The organism is Bradyrhizobium sp. A11, assembly GCF_042077125.1.
Classification (GTDB): Bacteria; Pseudomonadota; Alphaproteobacteria; order Rhizobiales; family Xanthobacteraceae; genus Bradyrhizobium; species Bradyrhizobium japonicum_B.
Genome location: NZ_CP149509.1, coordinates 4,575,585 through 4,597,041, shown reverse-complemented (window position 1 = coordinate 4,597,041; position 21,457 = coordinate 4,575,585). Strand labels below are relative to the sequence as shown.

The following is a 21,457-nucleotide window of genomic DNA, read 5'->3' as shown; positions in this document are numbered from 1 at the left end:
CGGAGACGGTGCCGTTGCACTCGGCGTTGTGGCGCGTTCCTGCGCCACAACGCGGTTGTCGTGGGGAGATCGCGAAAAATGAATCGCGATCAATGGGCTAGAGTCGAATCCTCTGTGCTCACGTGAATTCGCATGAGAAAAAGCCTTCACGTCAGGTGCGGGACGTTTTGCGAGTCGCATCAAGGAAATCGACCGGCATCTTGAGACGGCGGCGCAGCGGCTTCACGCATCGCTGCAATCAGGGTCTCTGCCGCGCGTAGGCGGGCGCGTGGCTCCATAAAGACCTGACCAACTCAATATTTCCTTAAGCGGGGCGAGCGTCCCGTCATCGACCGGACGAGCGCCGACCTGCGCTTGTCATGCCCGGGCGGGAATGCTGAAGTGCCGCCCTTGAATGCGTAGCGTGGGAGGCGGCGCCGATGGACAGGATTCTCGAAGCCGCCAAGGCGATCGCGCTGGCGCGCCGCAATCATGCGCCGCTCGCAGCGCTGGCGCGTCCGCCCATGGATGAGGCCGAGGGCTATCAGGTCCAGCGCGCGCTGCACGATCTGCTGCTGGCGCATGTCGGGCCGCAGGTCGGCTACAAGATCGGCTGCACCAGCCAGGTGATGCAGGACTATATCGGCATCCCGCATCCCTGCGGCGGCGGCGTGTTCCAGAAGGGCGTGCATGACAGCGGCGCCAGGCTGGCCGCCTCCGACTATGTCCGGGTCGGCGTCGAATGCGAGATCGCGGTGCGGCTGAAGCGGGATCTCGCCGCCGGCGAGGCGCCGTTCACGGCCGAATGGGTCGGCGAGGCGGTCGAGGCCTATCATCCCGCCATCGAGATCGTCGACGACCGCTACGTGAAGTGGGAGACCATGGGCGCCCCGACGCTGATCGCGGACGATTTCTTCGCGGCCGGCTGCGTGCTGGGGCCGTCCGTGCCCCGCTCGTCCGTGCCGGATCTGAAAGCGGTCAAGGGCCGCGCCATCGTCAACGGCGAGGAGGTCAGCCACGGCACCGGCGCCGACGTGCTCGGTCACCCCCACAACGCGCTCGCCTGGCTCGCCAACCATCTCGCCGCCGAAGGCAAGGGTCTTCACGCGGGGCAGCTGGTGCTGACGGGCAGCCTGGTCAAGACGCTCTGGCTCAAGGCCGGCGACAAGGTGCGGATGGAGCTGGACGGGCTGGGCACGGTGGAGGCGGAGTTTACGTGAGGATGGAGGGATCCCTCCGCCGTCATTGCGAGGAGCCCTTCGCGACCAAGCAATCCAGGGTCGCTCCGCGGAGGCACCCTGGATTGCGTCGCTTGGCTCGCAATGACACTGGTTGAGTAGCGATCTCGCTGCAATGGCGCGACCTCGCTCGCGGCCGCGATGGCACACCGCTCAAAATACATGCGGCCTCCGGCAGGGGAGCTACCGGAGGCCGCGTCGTACATCGTCGTTCGCGCCTAGGTTCGCGAACACGATGTGGGAGCTCTTGAAGAGGCTAGAAGGGCAGCAGCACGTCCATCACCTGCTGGCCGTAGCGCGGCTGCTGCACGTCCATGATCTGGCCGCGGCCGCCATAGGCGATGCGGGCCTGGGCAATCTTGGTGGAGTCGATGGTGTTGTCGCTCTGGATGTCCTCGGGGCGCACGATGCCGGCCACGATCAGCTCGCGAATTTCGAAGTTGACGCGGATCTCCTGCTTGCCTTCGACGACCAGGTTGCCGTTCGGCAGCACCTGGGTGACGACGGCGGCGACGTTGGTCTGCAGGGCTTCCTTGCGGTCGACGCTGCCCTTGCCCTCGCTCGATGAGGTCGAGTCGGCGGTCAGGATGCGGCCCGGCAGGACCTTCTGCGCCTGCGTGCCGAGCGTCTTCGCGCCGATGAAGTCGGTGATGCCCGAATCTTCCTTGTTGGTGCGGCTGCGCGAGGTGTCGTTCTCGATGTTGGCCTTGTCCGTGATGTTCACGGTCACGGTCAGGAGGTCGCCGACCTGGCGGGCGCGCTGGTCCTTGAAGAAGGCGCGGCTGCCGTTGCGCCACAGCGAGTTCGGATTGTAGGAGGCGACTTCCGGCTTTGGCATCGGCATCTGCACCGGCTTGTAACCGGGCTGCGCCGTCGGATTCTCGATCGCCGACAGCTTCGGTTGCTCGCCGATCTGCGACAGGCGGTCGATCGAGGAGCAGCCGCCAAGCGCGCAGGAGGCGAGCAGCAGGGCAGAGATCGCGATGCGACGAAGGCGGAAAGCCGAACTGGAAGCGGACATGACGAACTCTTACTTGGCTTGAGCTTGCGAGACGCGAGCTTGCGGGGGGTGGGCTTCTGCGATCTGGGCCGGCGAGGCGGGGGCCTGCACCAGGTTCCGGAGGAGAGCTGCGGTGTCGACGGGGGCCGGCGTCTCGTCGCGCCGGAGCGAGGAGGTCTGGTCGACCGCCGGCGCCATCGGCGCGGACTGGCTCGCGCCCTGGATCGTCACCTGGCCGCGGCCGGTGACGACCCCGGTCAGCGTGCGCTTGGAATGCAGATTGAGCACGCTGACGGTGTCGCCATCGGCGCCGCTCTCGATCGCCTTGCCGCGCGTGGTGAGATAGAGGCCGGGCGCCTGAAAGATGATGGTCACGCTCTGGTCGCGCACCACGAAGTCGGGCTTGACGATGTCGGCAGCGCGAAGCGGCATGCCCGCCCGCATCGCCCGACGCAGCTGCATGCCGACGCTGCGCTCGCGCGAAGCCGGCTCGCCGGTGACCTCGGCCTTCGGCCGGCGCTCCAGCGCGATGTCGGAGGACTTCAGCACGTCGGCACGGTCGATGTCGCGCGTCAGCACGGCCACTTCGACCGTCTCGATCGCGGTACCGGCGAAGCGCAGCTTGGTCGGGGTCGGATTGTTGTCGTTGGCGATCTCGAAGGCGACGTCGAAGCGGCCGCTGCGGGCATCGTAGCGGGTTGCGACCGGCTGCAGCGCGCCGCTGTAGGCGGCGTCCAACCGCATCTCGGTGACGGCGCGGTCGAAGGTGATGGTGATGTTGGCGGCATCGCCGAGGCCGAAGCGGCGCTCGAGCGCCGAGGCGACCGCGCTTTCGATATCCTTGCCCGCGAGCGTGCGGGCGAGGCGGGTGACGTGGACCTCCTTGATGTCGCCGGTCATCACGCCGATCACCTGCTTGGCGCGGAGCACCGACAACACCTGGCCGACGGTCAGCGTGCCGGTGGTGCCGAGATCGGGCGAGCGGTAGACCGGGATCGTCGCGGCCGATCCGGCATTGTCGATGAGATCGCCGACCCGCACCACGTCCGAGGTCACGCTGACGCTTGCGCGCAGCGCCGGGGCGGCGATGAAGTCGTCCGCGGCCGCTGCCGGCAGGGCCAGCGCGAGCAGGGCGGAGATGGTGGCGAGAGTGGTGCGGATCATCGTCATTGCTTCAGTTGGCCTCAGCGGAACAGCGCCGTGGTCGATTGCATCATCTGGTCGGCGGCGCTGATCACCTTGGCGTTCATCTCGTAGGCGCGCTGGGCGGCGATCAGGTCGCTCATCTCGGAGACCACGTCGACATTGGCCTGCTCGAGGCTGCCTTGCGTGATCTTGCCGTAGCCCTCGGAATTCGCGGTGCCGTCCTGCGGCGGGCCGGACGAGGGGGTCTCGGTGAACTGGTTGCTGCCGACCGGCTGCAGGCCCGCTTTGTTGATGAAGCGGGTCACGCCGATCTGGCCGACGATCGAGGAGGTCGATGAGCCCGGCAGCGTCACCGAGACCTGGCCCTGCTCGCTCACGGTGATGCCGGAAGCGTTGTTCGGGATCGTGATGGTCGGCTGCACCGGGTTGCCCTGCGCGGTGACGACGCGGCCCTGGTTGTCCATCTGGAAGGTGCCGTCGCGGGTGTACTGGTAGGTGCCGTCGGGCATCAGGATCTTGAAGAAGCCTTCGCCCGACACGGCGAGGTCGAGATCGTTGCCGGTCTGCGACAGCGTGCCCTGGGTCATGCTGCGCGGGGTGCCGACGGTCTTGACGCCGCCGCCGATGTCGACGCCGACGGGCAGGATGGTGCCCTGGTCCGAGGCCTGCGCGCCGACGCGGCGCACGTGCTCGTAGATCAGGTCCTGGAACGCCGCGGTCTGCTTCTTGAAGCCGGTGGTGCGCAGGTTGGCGATGTTGTTGGAGATCACCTGAACGTTGAGCTCCTGTGCCGCCATTCCGGTCGCTGCGGTGTGAAGTGCCTGCATCTCAGTTCTCCCTCAATCAGGCCGGAACGTCGGCGAGCTTTTCGATCGCCGATTTGTGGAGGTCGCTCTGCTGCTGGAGCAGGTTGGCGACGGCGGTGTAGCTGCGCATGACCTCGACCATGCGGGTCATCTCGATGACCGAATTCACGTTCGACTTCTCGACATAGCCCTGCTCCACGGTGGACTTGGTGGCGGGCTGCAGGGTTGCTCGGCCGGTGTCGTAGAGATTGGCGCCGAGCTTGGTCAGCTTGGCCGGATCGTCGAACGACACCATCTTGATCTTGCCGCGGATCGAGTCGTTCCTGGCGGTGCCCTCGAGCACCGTGATGGTGCCGTCGGGCGCGATGTTGATGTCGTGGTCGGTCGGCTGGAAGGTGATCGGGCCGCCGGTGCCGAGCACGAGGTTGCCGTCGGAGGTGACGAGCTGGCCGGTCGAGTTGAGCGAGAACTTGCCGTCGCGTGTGTAGCGCTCGCCACCATTGACCTGCACCGCGAAATAGGCGTCGCCGGTGATCGCCAGGTCGAGCGGGTTCTTGGTCATTTCCATCGGCCCTGGGCCGACGTCGCGGAAGGTGCCGCGATCCTGCACGTAGGAGACGCGGCGGTCGGCGCCGATGAAATTGTCCTCACGCGCGTTCGAGTTGAGATACTCCTCGAACAGCGAATGGTCGGCCTTGAAGCCGTTGGTGTTGGCATTGGCGACGTTGTTGGCGATGACATCCATCTGCCGTTCCAACGTCATCTGCCGTGACAACCCGATCAGAAGCGCGTTCTGCATCGGAAATCTCCCCTGAGTGGATCCGCCATCTCGCTCTCCCAAGCGCCTTGGCCGACCCCGTGGACGAGACCTTCAGGTTCTCCCAAACCGGTGGGTCTCGGCCCTTTCTCAGCGAAAGCCGTGCCAACCTGGAAAAATTTGCGATTTCAATGTCTTGCCGATTTTCGAGGGGCGCGGGAGGGCGGCAGAAAGGTTCTGTTAGCCATGTCTGCCCGGCAGATTTTTCCTAGCGCGAGCCCGATCGAAAGATTCCGTTAACCATTATTACCGTAGCGTTTGCCATGAAAAGGAGCGCATTGCGCCGGGGCATTTGTATCGCGTCACTGTCTTGAGCCTTCGCTCTTTCGACCCCTTTGAGAAATCCGGGCGCGGCGACCATGGCAGAGAACGAAGCGGAAGGCGGCGCAGCCGGTGAGGGCACCGAAGGCGCTCCGCCGAAGAACAAGCTGAAGCTCATCATCATGGCCGTCGGCGTGCTCGCCATCCTCGGCGGCGGTGCTGCGACCTGGTTCTTCTTCTTCCGTCACGGCGATGCCGAGCACCATGCCGAGGCCGCGCCGCCGCCGAAGCCGCCGGCCTTCGTCGACGTCCCCGACCTGATGGTCAACCTCGCCGGTTCGCCCGGCGAGCGCGTGCAATATCTGCGGCTGAAGATCGTGCTGGAGCTGAAGGAAGAGAAGCAGATCGAGGCGATCAAGCCGACGATGCCGCGCGTCACCGACATCTTCCAGACCTATGTGCGCGAGCTGCGCCCCTCCGACCTCAACGGGTCCGCCGGCATTTTCCGCCTCAAGGAGGAACTGACCAAGCGCGTCAACGCCGCGGTCGCCCCGATCCAGGTCAGCGCGGTGCTGTTCAAGGAAGTCGTGGTCCAGTGATGGCGCTGCGGGAGGCAACGGACTAGCGCCATGGCCGGCAACGAGCAAATGGACCAGGATGCGATTGCCGCCCAATGGGAGGCGTCGCTCGATTCCGAGGATCCCGCGGAGGCCGCAAAGGCTGCCGCCGAAAACGAGCTGTCGGAGACCATGGCCCTGCAATGGGCCGCCATGGTCGAGGACGGCAGCCGCGATCTCGGCAGCGGCAAGAACTCCGGCGAGCGGGTACTGTCGCAGGAGGAGATCGACAATCTCCTCGGCTTCACCGTCGGCGACGTCACGCTCGACGACCATTCCGGCATTCGCGCCATCATCGATTCGGCGATGGTCTCCTACGAGCGTCTGCCGATGCTCGAAATCGTCTTCGACCGCCTGGTGCGGTTGATGACAACGTCCCTGCGCAATTTCACCTCCGACAACGTCGAAGTCTCGCTCGACCGCATCACCTCGGTGCGCTTCGGCGACTACATGAACTCGATCCCGCTGCCCGCCGTCCTCACCGTGTTCAAGGCCGAGGAGTGGGAAAACTTCGGCATGGCGACGGTCGATTCCAACCTGATCTATTCGATGATCGACGTGCTGCTCGGCGGGCGCCGCGGCACCAGCCAGCTCCGCATCGAGGGCCGGCCCTACACCACGATCGAGACCGAGCTGGTCAAGCGGCTGGTCGAGGTGGTGCTGGCCGACGCCGAGCAGGCGTTCCGGCCGCTGTCGCCGGTGACCTTCACGATCGACCGGCTCGAGACCAATCCGCGTTTCGCCGCGATCAGCCGTCCGGCCAATGCCGCGATCCTGGTGCGCCTGCGCATCGACATGGAAGACCGCGGCGGCAACATCGAGCTGCTGCTGCCCTATGCGACCATCGAGCCGATCCGGGGCGTCCTGCTCCAGATGTTCATGGGCGAAAAATTCGGCCGCGACCCGGTCTGGGAAGGCCATTTCGCCACCGAGATCGTGCAGGCCGAGATCGCCGTCGATGCCGTGCTCTACGAGGCCGACATCCCGCTCAAGCAACTGATGCGGCTCAAGGTCGGCGATACGCTGCCGCTGGACATGCGCGCCGACGCCAACGTCACCGTCCGCTGCGGCGACGTCACGCTGACCGAGGGGCGGATGGGCCGGGTCGGCGACCGCGTCGCGATCCGCGTGACGAAGCCCTTGCGCAAGCCAAGCACGACACTTGCGATGTTCGAGAAGGTGGACGAGCAGAACAAGATGATGGAGGCCCCATGAACCACTCCCTGGGAATGGCGATCGAGACGCTGGTGGCTATCCTGCTGATGCTGACGATCGTCTACTGCGTCATGCTCAACAAGCGGCTGACGCGGCTGAAGGCGGACGAGCATTCGCTGAAGGCGGTGATCGGCGAGCTGATCACCGCGACCGAGATCGCCGAGCGCGCGATCGGCGGGCTGAAGCTAGCGGTGCGCGACGTCAACGAGAATCTCGGCAGCCAGCTCGCCGCGGCGACGCAGATGTCGGACCAGCTCTACAAGCAGCTCGGCGAAGCCGACAACGTGGTGCGGCGCCTGTCAAAGATCGCGATCGCCGCGCGCCCCGTCACCAATCCGGAAGCGGTCTCCGCGCCCACGCCCAAGCCCTCGACCGCGAAGGCGGTGGCGGCGGCGGCCGAAGCCTTCTCCGAGCGCCGACGCTCCAACGGTCTTGCCGCATGAAGTCAGGGCATGAAATCCTTTCGTAACATCCGCGTCATCCCGGTCGTCCTGATCGCCGTCGCGGGCCTCGCCACGTTGAAGGTGGCGGGCCTCGCGATCAACGGCGGCTACGTGTTCGACTACAAGCCGAACCAGGGCAAGAAGTCCTGGGCGGAAGAGAACCTGAATTTTCCGACCGGCCGCGACGATCCCGATATCACGGGATCGACCCATGGCGCGCCGAAGGAACCACCGAAGCCGGCCGCGCCCGAGACCAAGATGGAAGGCGGCACCCCGGTCAAGATCGACGAGACCCAGCCGCAGGTCTCGGCCTCCGAGCGCGCGATCCTGGAGCGGTTGCAGGCGCGCCGGCAGGAGATCGAGGCGCGCCAGCGCGAGATCGACATCCGCGAAAGCCTGCTCAAATCGGCCGAGAAGCGCATCGAAGGCAAGGTCGAGGAGATGAAGGCGGTGGAAACCCGCATCTCCGCGACGCAGGCCGAGCAGAAGGCCGCCGAAGCCCAGCGCATGAAGGGCCTCGTCACCATGTACGAAGGCATGAAGCCGAAGGATGCCGCACGGGTGTTCGACCGGCTGGAGATGGGCGTGCTGATCGAGATCGCCTCGGCCATCGCGCCGCGGAAGATGTCGGACATCCTCGGACTGATGTCGTCGGAGGCCGCCGAGAAGCTGACGGTCGAGATGGCGCGGCGTGCCAATGGCGGCGGCGACCAATCGGCCTCGGCCGCGGAGCTGCCCAAGATCGACGGCAAGCCGACGCAAAAGCCGAATTGAGGGCGCGAGGCGAACAGTGCTATCGCGGCCGGTCGCGTCGTGGCGTGGTCGTTCGACTGAATCCCAGCGAGACGCCTTGCGTGCCTAATTCACGAAAACCTGTTGCACCCTCCGAGCAGGCGGGCGCCACCGCTTCTCCACCCGAGGAAGAATATCTACCTGCTGCTTGATCGGCGGCGCTTCCGTGACGCGAGTCACGAGCTGCAGCGTGCTATGGCAACAGGAGCACTCAAATGTTTTCAGGGCATATCCTCTGGCAATCGGAACGATCGCGACGACGGCTCTTGCCCTGCTACACACAATGCAACCGGCTTCTCCGTTCATTGATTACCCCCGAAGCTAACCAATGCGATTCGCATCGCCGAGGTCACATCTGATTCAGAGTCGCGCGCGGACCGCAACCTCCCGCAGGTTGTGAGCGCGCGCCCGGCAACTCATCAAGGCGACAGATCGAACTCCCGCGGCGGATGCAGTCGCACCAGGGGGCACCCTCTGAGACTGCGATGAGTTGACGCGCGCAGGTGTGAACTGGCGTACAGGGGCGCTCAAGGCGCGGTCCTACGCTTCGGCCATTCGCAATCGGCAGCGCAGGAGAAGGCCATGAACTACTCGTCCGCAGCAGAACGCGTCATTGAGGCCGTCAACCGGCTGCTCATAGCGGCGATGACATCCGCGTGGACGTCCGCCCTGAGCCATCAGCATTCAGCTCCGCCAGAAGTTGACGACGGCTACGAGGAAGACTCTTCTCTCGACGAACAGAGCTCCTCGGCGCCGGAAGGCGCTGACAAGCAACACTGACGAGGCAATCGACTTGAGCGTCATAGGATTAGATCGTGCAACACATGGCCGTGAACTGTTCCTGCCCCGTGAGGTGGGGCAGCATCGGATGGCGACGTTTCAGCCATGAACGCCAGCTCGGACCCATGGAATCCCTCAGCCTGCCCATGCTGACCGACGAAGTCCGAGGGATTCTCCAACACTGCGCTGTGCAGCGAGCCCGGCGAAGCGTCATCTGTAAACTGGAACGAGTCGCCGAGCTGCTGCGGATTGACGGGCTTGGATCCGGACGCTCCCTGGGACGGGTTGTGCTGCTCCGCCTCGCTTGACGGCAAATGGTTGGCGCCGCCGCTCGCTGACTTCAGGGGGCTTGGGTTGGGCGTCGTGTCTGCCGTTTCATCGCTGGCATGATCATGGGCATGAGCCGCCTTGGCGGCGCTTCCCGGTGGCAAGATGCCGTCGTCAGCATTGCTCCCCGGTGCAAAACTGCCCCCGGCGTGGTGTTCGGCACCGTCATGGACAGACTTCAGCATGGCGACCGGAATGCCGGGCACCTGGCCGCTCGCGGCAATCGCGCCGCTTTTGCCAGCCATTGAGGCCGCGTCGAGCCCGGTCAGGTTGTCGAATATAAAGCTGGTCTCCGTGTGTGTGACGATGTGCTGCACGATCAGCGCCAGTGCGCCGGCTGAGGGAGGTGCCGCGTCGCTGCGCAGCGGCTCGATCGCGAGCGTTTGCACTTCGTCTGAACTGGAGAAGCTGGAATATTCGGTCCGTCCGATCTGGTCCCAGCTCGAATCGAGGCTGTAGACCGGCTCGGTCGATTGGATCGTCGAACTCTCCGCCGCGAGAAGCGTGCCGTCGATGCTGCCGAAATCGGACGAGACTCCGGAGGCGGTCGTCGCCTCAGCGCTTGCGTCACTCTGCGCGGTTGCGGTGAAGTCGAGCAGTTCTCCGGAAACCGCCATCACAGGTGCCGCCGCCGGCGCCATGATGAAGTCCGACGCGTCGATCGTTGCAATCCCCTGCAAATGAATTTCGAGCAGAGCGGAATCGCCAACGTGCAGGGTCTCGTCGGTTGGATTGACGTACACGATCGTTTCATTCGCCGCGCTGTCATAGAGCCAGGCGATCGTATGTGGCGGCACGGCCGTGCTGGTTGAGCTCAAGGCCAATATGACAAACCCAAGCGCGCCAAGAGCAGTCAAGTCGATCTTGTCGGCCCCCGAGGCGAAGTCGGTGATGGTGTCGAACTGGCTTGCGTTGGAATCGGCTACGAACAAATAAGCGAAGCGGTCGTTCCCATTGCTGCCGGTGAGTTGATCCGCACCAAATCCACCGGTTATGGTGTCGCTGCCGTTATTGCCGTTGATTGTATCGCTGCCCGAGCCGCCGTAGATGGTGTCATCCCCGTCATTGCCTTTGATCGTGTCATTTCCCGAGCCGCTATAGAGGACGTCGGCTTTGCCGGTCCCGTTGACGGTGTCGCTGCTGGCCCCTGCGTAGATGATCTGACCTTCATCGCCGCCGCCGGCAATGGTTTCGCTCCCCGGCGTTCCATACACGTTGGGTGGATCGGAGATCACTGCAGATCCGGTGGCCAAATTATCAAAATCGTTGGGGTCAGCGTCGCTGGCGCCATGAATGGCGACGGTGACCGTCTGCGTCGTACCGTCGATGGCAGTTACCGTGAATGTGTCGGTCAACATGTCGCCGACATCGAGCGCCTGAACCACGCTGTTGTTATTATCAAGAGTGTAAGTCCATACGCCGGCCGCGGTCATCGTGAAGGTACCGTACCCGCCGTCACTTGCTGTCGAAGAGACTGCGGTGAACGTGTTCGGCGCGTTGTCGACGTCTGTATCGGCGAGCGTGCCCGTCGCGATCCGAGCGCCAGATGAGAAGGTTCCTGCCTCGGTCACTGAGCCGGTCGTGGTGCCAAAAATGAGGGCCGCGTCGTTGCTGCCCTGAATGGTGATCGTCACCACCTGCGGCGTGCCGTCGAGGGTCGTGACGGTGAAACTGTCGGTGAGCGTGCCGCCGACATTGAGCGCCTGCACCGCGCCATTGGCGTTGTCGAGCGTGTAGGTCCACACGCCGGTGGCGGTTAACGTAAAAGCGCCATAACCATTCGTGCTTGCCCTGGGTGAACTCACCACGGCGAAGGTGTTAGGCGCATTGTCGACGTCGGCGGCAGAGAGCGTGCCAGTTGCGCTCGGGCTGCCGGGTGACGCATTGGCAATGCCGCCCGCCTCAGTCACCGAGCCGGCCGTGGTTCCTGAAACGATGGCAGCATCGTTGGTGCCATGGATGGTGACCGTCACGACTTGGGCAGTTCCGTCCAGTGTGGTGACTGTGAACGTATCGGTCAGTGTCTCGCCGGTATTGAGCGCCTGCACCGCGGCGTTGGCATTGTCGAGCGTGTAGGTCCAAGCGCCGGCGGCCGTCATGGTGAAGGTGCCATAGCCGGCGGTGCTCGCTGTTGGCGAGGTGACTGCCGTGAAAGCATTTGCAGTCGTGTCGACGTCTGTGTCGGTGAGGATGCCGGTCGCGGTCGGCGTGCCAGGCCTTGTATTGGCGAGACCGCCAGCCTCGATCACTGCACCGGTCGTCGCGCCGGAGATGATCGCGGCGTCACTGGCTCCGTGGATCGTGATCGTCACCACTTGGGCGGTGCCGCCGATCGTGGTCACCGTAAAGGTGTCGGTGAGCGTGTCGCCGGCGTTGAGCCGCTGCACTGTGAGATCGGCATTGTCCAAGGTGTATGTCCACACGCCGGACGTCGTCATCGTGAAGGTGCCATAGCCACCGGTGCTCGTGGTTGGCGAACTCACTGCCGTGAACGTATTGGGCGGATCGTCGACGTCGGTGTCAGAAAGGGTGCCGGTCGCAATCGGCGTGCCAAGCGCTGCATTGTCTATGCCGCCGGCCTCGACGACCGAACCGGTCGTATTGCCGGAGATGATTGCAGCGTCGTTGACACCGTTGACGGTGATTGTGAACGTCTTGCTCGCGGAGGTGAGGCCGTCGGAAACCGTGATAACGAAACCGTCGGTCGAGGGCGATTTCAGCGCGTTGATCGCGACGCTGTTCGGCACGAACGTGTAGGCGCCGCTCGTACTGTTGACGTAGAGCGTCCCGTACGGACCTGGCTTTGACAGATCGTATGCCACTCCTTCGAGGATCGTCTCGTTGGCGGCCGCCCCAATGACCCCAAAGGTCAGCTTGGCGCCGCTGCTGGTGCTGCTGGCGGTGAAAACTCCGCTCGTCGGAGTGAATGTATCAAACACCACCGTATCGAGCTCGGTTGGCCCCGCTCCGGTGCTGAGCGTCGGCGGCACAGGGTCAAGAATGGGAATAACGAATGGTGACACGGGGGCCAGCAGGTTCTGCGGCGCGGGCGCATCGGATGGAATGAAATTGATTGGCTGCAGCGACAGCGATTTGACAAAGGGTGGTGTGCTCGATCCGCGTGGACCTTGCCCGTCTGTGAGATTGGCGAGCACGTCCTGCTGAGCGGCGCGCAACTCGTCCATGCGAGCGGCCGTGTTCGCGACTTGGTTGATACTGATGGTGGAGCCCACCTTCTTGAGGACGATCGTCTCGCCGGGATCTTCGACGATGATGTGTCGCGGGATCCGCTCCTTGGTCACGAGCTCGAATGCGCCGTGCGCAAGGTCCTTGTAGGTAATGGAATCGTCATCCAGGAAAGTGACATCCGGATCCGCGGCTTCGGCATCTTGCGCGGTCGAGAAAGTCAATGCTGCCAGCGTCAGCATCCCGAAACCGCCCGCGTGGCTCCGGGCGCGAATGCCTGCAATGGGCGTATTCACCTGGAGCGCCCCGCCTTTTGCCAGCCGGCCCGGGACGAAACTGAAGCTCCCTCGGGTCACGTCGAACAGGGCTGCGAGTGGCATGCCTTCGACGTCCAAGACGAACTCGCTCAGCTCAACGTGAGTGCCGCAGCCGATGCCGAAAAAAGTACCGTCGATGAAGCAAATTGTGATCTGTCCGTCGGCATCGCTCTCCAGCACGTCGCCCCTGTAGATCGGCGCACCAGCTACCGCTTGTGTGGCGATGCCGCTCGCTCGCGTAAGCGTACAGCAACCGATCACCGTATGAATATGGCCGATGAATTCGGCGGGCAGGGCCATGGCGGCCCCGTTATCAGCCTGGATGCCGGAAGCTACTAACATGGCTCGCCCTCGCCTGGGTGATCGTTTCAGGCTCGGCGTGCCGCCTTGCTCGGGGTCCTCGCCAAGGCACAAAATTTCCTAGCGCCGGCAGCCCCGAAGGCTTGCCCGCCGAAAAATCAAGTCTGAGAGGGAGAGACGCATTGTGCCGGGGACAACGAAGCGTACCGCCATCCCCCGCCGTGCCCCTCCCGCCAATGTGATTAAATGGACAAACGAGATGTATTTAATTTGTGGCGCTCGCTTGGCGCTGGATATAAGGTAGTCCGGTTAATAAGATTAAACAATAATTATATTTATAGTGGCGGCGTTGCGCGGTTCAAAAAATGGACCGCCGATAGCGGCAAGATCTTCTCAGAAAGGGGGGATCATGTGCAGACCTGCGATAGCCGCTCTGGCGACCGTCCTTGTTGTGGCACTTGCCTGCTTCTTGCCGAGTGCCGCTCGAGCGCAAATCGATTCCGCCAAGCCCGCCGTCGCTACCGCGTCACCGAAACCGATTGGGAAGGTGGTAGCGGCCACAGGCTCGGTCACCATCGAACATGCGGGCGCAGTGATCGTTCAGGCGAATGTGGCGAGCGACCCCGGCCGGGCCAACACCGGTGACCCCGTATATCTTGGTGATGTGGTGCAGACCGGGGCCGACGGCCGAGTCGGCATCAATTTTACCGACGGCAGCTCGTTCAATCTATCGAGCAACGCCCGTATGGTGCTGGATCATTATGTATATGAGCCGGCCGGCAAGTCCAATGCGAGCCTATTCAATCTCGCCAAGGGAACGTTCACTTTTGTTGCAGGCAGCGTCGCAAAGACAGGCGACATGAAGGTCGATACCCCCGTCGCCACGCTCGGGATCCGGGGCACGACGCCGCATATCGAGATTTCGGATGATGGGTCGGTCAGATTCTCTACCTTGATCGAAGAGGGCAAGAGCAAGCTCGTGAAGAAGCCGCCGACATCCGCGGCGCCGGAGCCCGATCGAAGCAGCAATCGCAGGCTCAATATCTGTCGGGGATGCTGAGAAACTGGCCTGGTCCGAAGCCGTGTTGATGCCGCAGCGCCGGCCGGGCATTGGTGCTTCGCTCGCTGTCGGAGTGGGATTTTGGTGTGGCAATGACCGCAAGAGCCGGTTTCATCAACGCGGTGATGCTCGTTCTTATCATTGTGCTGTCCAGTTCGGCTGGCTGGGCGCAGAAGACGAAGAAGGGCAGCTCCCTCAAGAACGTCGAACTGTGTAACAGCTCAGACCGCGTGTCGCCCGAAGCCCGGATCGATGGCTGCACGGCGTTCATCGAAGCGGGCGAGGGGGCGGTGAACGGCTTCGTTATCGCCTACAACAACAGGGGGAATGCCTATAGCGCTAAAGCCGACTACGAACGCGCGATCAAGGATTTCCTCGAAGCGGCCAGGCTTGACCCGAACTATGCGAAAGCCTTCAACAACCTCGGCGTGGCCTATCTGAGAAGGGGCGCGAACGATCTAGCGATCGGCGCTCTTGAGGAGGCGCTCAAGCTCAACCCGAACTATGGCGCTGCCTACGCCAACCGCGCGGCAGCCTACTTGAAGACGAACGCGTTCGACCGTGCGGCGCGGGACTATGACGAGGCAATTCGCCTTGATCCGAAGCTGGAGGCGGCGCGGAGCGGCCGCTGTTGGACCCGCGCCGTCCTTGGCGCCTTACAGGCTGCGCTGGAAGACTGCGATATTGTGCTTCGATCGGAAACAAACAACGCGGCAGCATACGACTCGCGAGCTCTTATAAATCTGAAAATGGGGCAATTCTCCGCGGCTATAGATGACTACAACTCAGCACTGCGGCTCGTGCCCAAGCTTGCCAGCGCGCTGTACGGCCGAGGGCTTGCCCGATTCAAGCTGGGCGACACAGACGGTGGCCATAGCGACATCTCCGCGGCTAAGAGGATCGACGCTGCAATTGACGAAGCTTTTGTCCGCTATGGGGTGCCGCGAAGGGACTGACCATCCGCGACAGCACCGTTGTGCAGGCGTTAACAAGTCCTTAACCATCGGCGCCTCAAATTCAAATCCAGCGGATCCGTCGACGCTCGATGCGGCACGGCGTGCAGCTCCCCAGAGCAAATCAAGATTTAGCATTAACAAGTCCTTAATTGGCGAGACCTACAGTCGAGGGCAGGGGCCGGCGTCAGGACCGGCGTCGACCGTCGAAACGGAAGAAATGCCGCCAATGGCGCGAGAGGCTGCCGCTGGATTTGTGTCGCGAGCCCGCGCTTTCGCGCCGGGCCTGTCGCGTCGTGTCCGCTCGGCAGGCATGCTGGCGGTCTGTCTGCTGATCGGTTTCGGTGCACCTAGCCGGGCGGCCGATCCGGTCAGGGGCGAGGCGACTTTTTCGGCCGGCGGCGGCTTTGCCCGCCTCGTCATCAAGCTCGGCGAGGACGTTCCCTCCGAGGTGGCGACCGCGGGCTCCATCCTCATCATCCGCTTCGACCGGCCCGTCGAGGTTCCCGTCGACCGCGTGCCGGAAGGCGCCCCCGATTACATCAATTCCGCGCGCCGCGATCCCGATGGCACCGCCATCCGCCTGTCGCTGGCGCGGCGCGTCACGGTCAACACCATGAACGCCGGCGAGCGCACCTTCATCGACCTCCTGCCCGAGGGCTGGAAGGGGCCGCCGCCGAGCCTGCCGATGGACGTCGTCAAGGAACTCGCCGAGCGTGCGCGCATCGCCGAGCGCGCGCTGCGCGCCCAGCGCGCCGCGGCCGAGACCAGGAAGCGTCCGCCGATCCGCGTGCGTGCCTCGGTGCAGCCGACCTTCGTGCGCTTCGTGTTCGAGATGCCCGACGGTGTCGGCGTCTCCTCCGTGCTCAACGAGCAGAAGCTCACGCTGGCTTTCAATGCCAACCTCAACTTCGACCTGGCGGACGCGGTCGTCGCGGCGCCGCCAAACGTTGCCTCGATCAAGCAGAAGGCCGACATCGACCAGACCAACGTCGAGATCGCGCTGATCGGCGATTCCGACGTGCATTCGTTCCGCGACGAGAAGAACTACATCGTCGACGTGTCTTTCCAGCCCGACAAGGGCAAGAGTGCCGCGACGCCCGAGGCGGCGTTCACACAGATGAAGCCCGGAGGTTCCGGACCTCGGCCTTCGCCCGACAAGCCCGCGGCCGAGAAGCCGAAGGATGCCCAACGCGAGATCGTGCCGCCGACCTCCGAGACGATCGCGCGCGAAGCCAAGGTCGACGTCAAGCCGGACGTCAAGCTCGAGCTGAAGCCGGAAGCGCCGGCGGCGATGCCGGCAGCCGAAGCGCCGAAACCGGTGCCGGCTCCCGCGACCGAGGCGGCGCGCGCTCCAGAGGCGGCCAAGGAGGCCGCGAAGGAAGTTGCGAAGCCGGCGCCCCCTGCTGCCGAAGCTGCGACCGTGCCGGCCAAGCTCGCGCCGGCCGAAGAGGCCGCGAAGGAGCCGGTCAAGGAAGCCGCCAAAGAAACTGCCAAGGAAACTGCCAAGGAAATTGTCAAGCCTGCGCCGCAGCCCACGGTCGCCGGCGTCGATGCGCGTCGCGACAGCGACGGCTTGCGCGTGACGTTCCCGATTCAGGTCGCAACGGCCGCGGCCGCGTTCCGCCGCGGCGATACCGTCTGGCTGGTGTTCGATACGCCGAAGCCGATCGACGTCGAGGCGATCCGCACCAAGGGCGGCGCGATGATCGGCGAGGTCGGTCGCATCCCCCTCGACAAGGGGCAGGCGGTGCGCATCCGTCTCACCCGCCCGCTGGTCTACTCGCTGGCGAGCGAGGAGGTCGGCAAGGAAACCAACTGGCTCCTCACGCTGGCCGACAAGATCCAGTCGACGCCGCTGCCGCTGATGATGTCGCGCAACATCACCGACCCCGCGCTTGCAAACATCGCGATCCCCTTCGCCAACCCGGGCCAATTGCACAAGCTCACCGACCCCGATGCCGGCGACATGCTCTATGTCGTCACCGGGCAGCGGCCGGTGCGCGGCTTCATCAAGCGGCAGGACCTCGTCGATCTCTCGCTGCTGGAATCCGCGCACGGCATCGCGATCCGGCCGAACTCCGACGAGGTCGGCGTCGAGGTCGGCGCCGACAAGGTGATCCTCGGCAAGAAGGGCGGATTGACGCTGTCGCCAGTCGACATCTCGGCCGAGCGGGCGCCGACCGCGGTGCGCCCGGTGTTCAGCCCCGAAGCTTGGCGCAAGGGCCAGTCGGAAAACTTCATGGCGCGCCAGAACGAGCTGATGACGGCGATCTCGGCGGTCGAGCCGGCGCTGCGCTCGCTGCCGCGGCTCGACCTCGCGCAGTTCTACATGTCGCGCGCGATGTATTACGAGGCCAAGGCCGTCACCGACGTCATGCTGACCGATCCCCTCAACAAGGAGGAGAGCGGCGCGCTGATCATTCATGCGATCGCCAGCATCCTGATCGGCCGCCCGGCGCAGGGCCTGAAGGACCTCGCCAACCCCGTGATCGGCAACAGCCATGATTCCCAGCTCTGGAAGGCGCTCGCCTTCGCGCGCCAGGGCAAATGGGCGGACGCGCGCGAGAAGTTCAAGAACGTCGAATTCGCCATCGCCTCGCTGCCGCTCGACATCCAGCGCATCGTGACGATGGATGCGATGCGCGCGTCGCTCGAGGTGAAGGACTATGCCGGCGCCTCCAAGCGCCGCAGCGAGCTCGAAGTGGTCGGCGTCTCGCCCGAGGCAGGGCCCGGCTTCGCCGTGCTGCGCGGCCGGCTCGCCGAGGCGCTCGGTCACGACAAGGACGCGCTCGACGACTACAGGTTCGCAGCCGCCTCGGCCGACCGGCCGGCGGCGGCGGAGGCCAAGCAGCTCGAGATCGCGCTGCGGCAGAGGCGCGACGAGATCGGCAAGGAAGACGCGCTGCGCGAGCTCGAGACCCTGTCCATGACCTGGCGCGGCGACTCGATCGAGGTCAAGACGCTGCAGATGCTGTCGCAGATGTATGCCGAGAGCGGTCGCTACCGCGACGCGCTCACCGCGGCGCGCACCGCGACGAGGCTTCAGCCGAACGCGGAAGCCTCCCGTCAGGCGCAGGACCTCGCCTCCGAGCTGTTCACGCAGATCTTCCTCGGACCGAAAGGTGACGACCTGCCGCCGGTCGAAGCGCTCGGCATGTTCTACGAGTTCCGCGAGCTGACGCCGATCGGCCGCCGCGGCGACGAGCTGATCCGCCGGCTCGCCGACCGTCTCGCCTCGATCGACCTGCTCGACCAGGCCGCGGAGCTCCTGCAATACCAGGTCGATCATCGCCTCGAAGGCGCCGCGCGTGCCCAGGTCGCCGCGCGCCTTGCCATGATCTATCTCGCCAACCGCAAGCCCGACATGGCGATCACCGCACTGCGCGCCAGCCGCATCAGCGATCTCTCCGGCGAGCTCAGGCAGCAGCGCCTGCTGCTGGAAGCGCGCGCGCAGAGCGACGTCGGCCGTCACGATCTCGCGCTCGACATCGTCTCCAACGTCGCCGGGCGCGAAGTGCTCCGCCTGCGCTCCGACATCTTCTGGGCGGCACGGCGCTGGCGCGAGGCCGCCGAGCAGATCGAGCTCTATTACGGCGAGCGCTTCCGCGACTTCAAGCCGCTCAACGCGGTGGAGAAGAGCGACATCATCCGCGCCGCCGTCGGCTATGCGCTCGCCGACGATTCGATCGGCCTGTCGCGCTTCCGCGAGAAATACGCGCCGCTGATGAGCGAGAGCGCCGACCGTCTCGCCTTCGACATCGCCAGCAAGCCGGCCGCGGCCTCCAGCGCCGAATTCGCCGAGATCGCCAAGCTCGCCGCCAGCGTCGACACGCTCGACGGCTTCCTGCGCGAGATGAAGCAGCGCTTCCCCGACGCCTCCGCCCGCGCGCCGCAGGCCAAGGAAGAAGCCGACCACACCGGCTCGCTGCCGACGATCCCCGTCGTGCGGCAGATCAAGATGACGCGGTAGGGTCTGCGCGAAGCGCGGCGCGGGACCGTGCCGCATCCTCCGTCATTTTGCGAGCGCCGCCGCTCTATCCGCCGTCATTGCGAGCGTAGCGACTTGTCCGCCGAAGCCTTGGCGAAGGCGGAAGCTATCCAGGAGTCTTTCCGCGGAGGCAGTGGTGGATTGCTTCGTCGCAAGGGCTCCTCGCAATGACGGGGAGGGGGCGGTGGCTCTTGCGGGAGAGCGGAGAGGATGCGGCGCTGACTGCATTCGAGTCCGCCGTCACCCGCCGTAACTCTGCACCAGGCTTCCCGCCACCAGCGACCAGCCGTCGACCAGCACGAAGAAGATCAGCTTGAACGGCAACGAGATCGTCGCCGGCGGCAGCATCATCATGCCCATCGACATCAGCACCGAGGCGACGACGAGGTCGATGATCAGAAAGGGCAGGAACAACAGGAAGCCGATCTCGAAGGCGCGCTTCAGCTCGGAGATCATGAAGGCGGGGACGAGGATGCGCAGTGCGAGGTCGTCGGGGGTGGCCGGTGCCGGCTCGCCCGACAGATCCAGAAACAGCCTGAGGTCCTTCTCGCGCACGTTCTTCTGCATGAAGCCGCGCAGCGGGACGGAGGCGCGCTGCAGCGCGTCCTCGACGCCGATCTGGTTGGCGACGAGCGGCCGGATGCCGTCGTCGTAGGATTTCTGCAGGACCGGGCCCATCACGAAGAAGGTGAGGAACATGGCCAGCGCGATGATCACCGAGTTCGGCGGCGCGGTCGCCGTGCCCAGCGCGGTGCGCAGCAGCGACAGCACGACCACGATGCGCGTGAACGACGTCATCATGATCAGGATCGACGGTGCGATCGACAGCACCGTGAGCAGGGCGATGAGCTGGATCGCGCGCTCGGTGACGCCGCCACCGCCAGCGCCGCCGCCGAGGTTGATGCTGATGTCCTGCGCATGCGCAACGCCTGCGAGCGAGGCCGCGACCAACAGGACAGAAAGGAAAAGAACTCTACGCGGGAGGGACGGCAGCCTCACGAAGACGGCTTCGGACGGCCGAGCAGCGAGGCCATCTCGTCTTCGAGATTTTCAAAGCTGGTCTTTTCCGCGGCCGGCTTTTGCGGCGGGGCCGGTGGCGCTGCCGGCTCGCTGCGAGCCCCCCGCGGGGGAGCGGCCGGCGGCTCCGGCGCGACGGGCGGGGCGACCGTTTCGCCGGCGGGGCGGCGAAGCGCTGCCTCCAGCCGCTGCGCCATTTCCGCGAGGTTCTGCTCGGCGCTCGACGGGCCCGCGGCGGGCGCCGGCGGTGCAACGGGCGGAGCCGGCGGAGGAGGCGGTGGGGCAGCAGCGCGCTCGGCCCGCACGGGCGGCATCTTCATCGGCTCGCTCTGGCGCGGCGGCCTCGGCATCAGCGGCGGCTCGCTGCGCGGAACGCGCGGCGGCAGCGGCTCTGGCCGTGGCTCGCGCTCCGGGCGCGGCGCGATCGTATCGGCCGTGAAGCCGGCCAGGGGATCGCTGCGGCGTTCGGCCAGAGCTGGAGCGGGCCGGCGCACCTCGTCGGCGAAGGACGGGCGCGAAGGCCGCGGCGGCGGCTCGGGCATTTGCGGCTCGGGATGATCGAGCATCTCGGGCCGCGGCGCCTCCTCGGCCCAGCCGCCGGCGTCCGGCATCGGAGCAAGGCGGGGCGGCTCGGCGGCGTTGGGACGCTGGGGAAGCTGATCGCGGCCATGCGCGGCGCGAACGATGTTGGGCTCGACCACGATGTCGGTGGGGCCGCCGATCATCAGGAGGTGCTCGACATTGTCGCGCCGGACCAGCACCAGGCGGCGCCGGCCGTCGACCGCGGCGGCATCGATCACGGCAAGGCGGGGCATCCTGCCGCGCTGGGTGTTGGCGCCGAGCCGGCTGGTGGCGAATCGGCGAACCAGCCAAGCAGCGACGCCGATCAACGCCAGAACGACGATGAACGCGACGATGAAGGTGATAGGGCTGCCTTGCATACTAGTCCCCGACAAATGGCGCTTCTCTCGTGCCCATGGTCGGATACGCCAACCACCGGCCTACGATGCCCCAAACTGCGATTTCTTAACGTCCCACGGCAAGTTTTGCCGTCCCCAACTCTTAATAACCCATGAATCGCTCGATCCAAAACGACTTCTTGGCCTGTGCACGGCCGCCAAACGGTTGGGTTAATGCTGATTCTGGAGGGCGTAGAATCACGGGGTGCGGAAATCCTGTCCCGCTCGGGGACATGCGTCGGGGATCCCTTAA

At 64.9% G+C, this 21,457-nt stretch carries 16 protein-coding genes; 9 read left to right on the top strand and 7 right to left on the bottom strand.

Features of this window, described 5'->3' with window-relative positions:
* Nucleotides 1-419 precede the first annotated feature (419 nt).
* The gene (locus WI560_RS21685; protein WP_375304781.1) at nucleotides 420-1,199 is read left to right on the top strand and encodes a 2-keto-4-pentenoate hydratase; all 780 of its coding nucleotides are present in this window, start codon (nucleotides 420-422) and stop codon (nucleotides 1,197-1,199) included.
* Nucleotides 1,200-1,473: 274 nt separating this feature from the next.
* Here WI560_RS21685 and flgH read toward each other — a convergent pair whose 3' ends face one another.
* Genes flgH through flgF form a run of 4 tightly spaced genes read right to left on the bottom strand, consistent with a single transcriptional unit; the run spans nucleotide 1,474 to nucleotide 4,968 of the window.
* The gene (gene flgH, locus WI560_RS21680; RefSeq protein WP_257196246.1) at nucleotides 1,474-2,238 is read right to left on the bottom strand and encodes a flagellar basal body L-ring protein FlgH; all 765 of its coding nucleotides are present in this window, start codon (nucleotides 2,236-2,238) and stop codon (nucleotides 1,474-1,476) included.
* Between the two features lie 9 nt (nucleotides 2,239-2,247).
* Nucleotides 2,248-3,381 (bottom strand): flagellar basal body P-ring formation chaperone FlgA, encoded by a 1,134-nt coding sequence (flgA, locus tag WI560_RS21675; RefSeq protein WP_375304780.1) that lies wholly within the window; start codon nucleotides 3,379-3,381, stop codon nucleotides 2,248-2,250.
* A 20-nt stretch (nucleotides 3,382-3,401) separates the two neighbouring features.
* The gene (gene flgG, locus WI560_RS21670; RefSeq protein ID WP_375304779.1) at nucleotides 3,402-4,190 is read right to left on the bottom strand and encodes a flagellar basal-body rod protein FlgG; all 789 of its coding nucleotides are present in this window, start codon (nucleotides 4,188-4,190) and stop codon (nucleotides 3,402-3,404) included.
* A 16-nt stretch (nucleotides 4,191-4,206) separates the two neighbouring features.
* A complete protein-coding gene (flgF, locus tag WI560_RS21665) occupies nucleotides 4,207-4,968 on the bottom strand; it encodes a flagellar basal-body rod protein FlgF (RefSeq protein WP_375304778.1) in 762 nt (253 codons plus the stop codon).
* Nucleotides 4,969-5,345: 377 nt separating this feature from the next.
* Here flgF and fliL point away from each other — a divergent pair, with 377 nt between their 5' ends.
* From fliL to WI560_RS21640, 5 genes are all read left to right on the top strand, one after another.
* Entirely contained in the window at nucleotides 5,346-5,846 is a 501-nt protein-coding gene (fliL, locus tag WI560_RS21660) for a flagellar basal body-associated protein FliL (protein ID WP_028137460.1), read from the top strand.
* Between the two features lie 30 nt (nucleotides 5,847-5,876).
* Entirely contained in the window at nucleotides 5,877-7,079 is a 1,203-nt protein-coding gene (gene fliM / locus WI560_RS21655) for a flagellar motor switch protein FliM (protein WP_018321852.1), read from the top strand.
* Nucleotides 7,076-7,522, top strand: a complete 447-nt coding sequence (locus WI560_RS21650) for a DUF6468 domain-containing protein (RefSeq protein ID WP_028137458.1) — start codon at nucleotides 7,076-7,078, stop codon at nucleotides 7,520-7,522. Before fliM ends, WI560_RS21650 begins: the two co-directional genes overlap by 4 nt.
* Before the next feature lie 9 nt (nucleotides 7,523-7,531).
* Nucleotides 7,532-8,296: a MotE family protein gene (locus WI560_RS21645; protein WP_375304777.1), complete on the top strand. Its 765-nt coding sequence runs from the start codon at nucleotides 7,532-7,534 to the stop codon at nucleotides 8,294-8,296.
* Between the two features lie 600 nt (nucleotides 8,297-8,896).
* Entirely contained in the window at nucleotides 8,897-9,094 is a 198-nt protein-coding gene (locus WI560_RS21640; protein WP_375304776.1) for a hypothetical protein, read from the top strand.
* A 20-nt stretch (nucleotides 9,095-9,114) separates the two neighbouring features.
* On the opposite strand, the gene WI560_RS21635 is transcribed toward WI560_RS21640, so the two are convergent.
* Nucleotides 9,115-13,266 (bottom strand): VCBS domain-containing protein, encoded by a 4,152-nt coding sequence (locus tag WI560_RS21635; protein ID WP_375304775.1) that lies wholly within the window; start codon nucleotides 13,264-13,266, stop codon nucleotides 9,115-9,117.
* A gap of 367 nt (nucleotides 13,267-13,633) precedes the next feature.
* Here WI560_RS21635 and WI560_RS21630 point away from each other — a divergent pair, with 367 nt between their 5' ends.
* The 3 genes from WI560_RS21630 (at nucleotide 13,634) to WI560_RS21620 (ending at nucleotide 19,210) form a co-directional block, all read left to right on the top strand.
* The gene (locus WI560_RS21630) at nucleotides 13,634-14,284 is read left to right on the top strand and encodes a FecR domain-containing protein (protein WP_375304774.1); all 651 of its coding nucleotides are present in this window, start codon (nucleotides 13,634-13,636) and stop codon (nucleotides 14,282-14,284) included.
* A gap of 92 nt (nucleotides 14,285-14,376) precedes the next feature.
* Nucleotides 14,377-15,240 (top strand): tetratricopeptide repeat protein, encoded by an 864-nt coding sequence (locus WI560_RS21625; RefSeq protein ID WP_375304773.1) that lies wholly within the window; start codon nucleotides 14,377-14,379, stop codon nucleotides 15,238-15,240.
* Between the two features lie 226 nt (nucleotides 15,241-15,466).
* A complete protein-coding gene (locus tag WI560_RS21620) occupies nucleotides 15,467-19,210 on the top strand; it encodes a tetratricopeptide repeat protein (RefSeq protein WP_375304772.1) in 3,744 nt (1,247 codons plus the stop codon).
* Between the two features lie 258 nt (nucleotides 19,211-19,468).
* Here WI560_RS21620 and fliP read toward each other — a convergent pair whose 3' ends face one another.
* A complete protein-coding gene (gene fliP / locus WI560_RS21615; RefSeq protein WP_375304771.1) occupies nucleotides 19,469-20,227 on the bottom strand; it encodes a flagellar type III secretion system pore protein FliP in 759 nt (252 codons plus the stop codon).
* Nucleotides 20,224-21,186 (bottom strand): flagellar biosynthetic protein FliO, encoded by a 963-nt coding sequence (locus WI560_RS21610; protein WP_375304770.1) that lies wholly within the window; start codon nucleotides 21,184-21,186, stop codon nucleotides 20,224-20,226. The genes fliP and WI560_RS21610 overlap by 4 nt, the downstream gene beginning before the upstream one ends.
* Nucleotides 21,187-21,457 lie beyond the last annotated feature (271 nt).